1 protein-coding gene is annotated in these 571 nt (G+C 66.2%); it reads right to left on the bottom strand.

Annotation, left to right across the window (positions count from 1 at the left end; translation table 11 throughout):
- Nucleotides 1-430: metal ABC transporter ATP-binding protein (locus tag B3Q33_RS06325; RefSeq protein ID WP_286827238.1), on the bottom strand; the 430-nt coding region annotated here is incomplete at its 3' end.
- Between the last annotated feature and the right edge of the window lie 141 nt (nucleotides 431-571).

Below are 571 nucleotides of genomic sequence, written 5' to 3'. Positions count from 1 at the left end.
CCAGCAGGTCGGGCTTGCGCAGCAGCGCTCGGGCAAGCAGCACTCGTTGCATCTCACCGTCGGACAGCTGCTGCACCGCGCGGCGACGCAGATGGGCTACGCCGGCCTGCTCCAGCGCCGCCCGCCGGGCGGACGTGGGGCCGGGAGCGGCCAGCCACAGGAACCGGTCCACGGTGAGCGGCAGGCTGTCGTCGATCTTGATGTGCTGGGGCATATAGCCCACCCGCAGCCCCTTGCGACGGTTCACCGAGCCGCTGGACGGCGTGACCAGGCCCAGCACTACCCGCGCCAGAGTGCTTTTGCCAGCGCCATTGGGGCCGATCAGGGTGGTGATGCGCCCGGGGGCCAGGGTCAGGCTGACCTCGGACAGCACGCTGTTGCCACCCAGGGTGACTGACACCGCCTGCACATTGACCAGAGGTTCCGACATAGCAAAAGGGCCCGAAGAACAAAGGCGCAATGATATACTGCCGGCCTTTCGCCTGCACGAAGCAGGCTTTCTGTAGGAACGCAGCTGGCGGCGCGATCGGAAACCAGGATCAAAAGCCATTTCACCACAGAGGGCACAGAG

This window comes from Alcanivorax sp. UBA3183 (assembly GCF_002364155.1).
Classification (GTDB): domain Bacteria; phylum Pseudomonadota; class Gammaproteobacteria; order Pseudomonadales; family Alcanivoracaceae; genus Alcanivorax; species Alcanivorax jadensis.
Note: the sequence above shows the minus strand (reverse complement) of the source record. Positions and strands in the feature narration are given on the sequence as shown.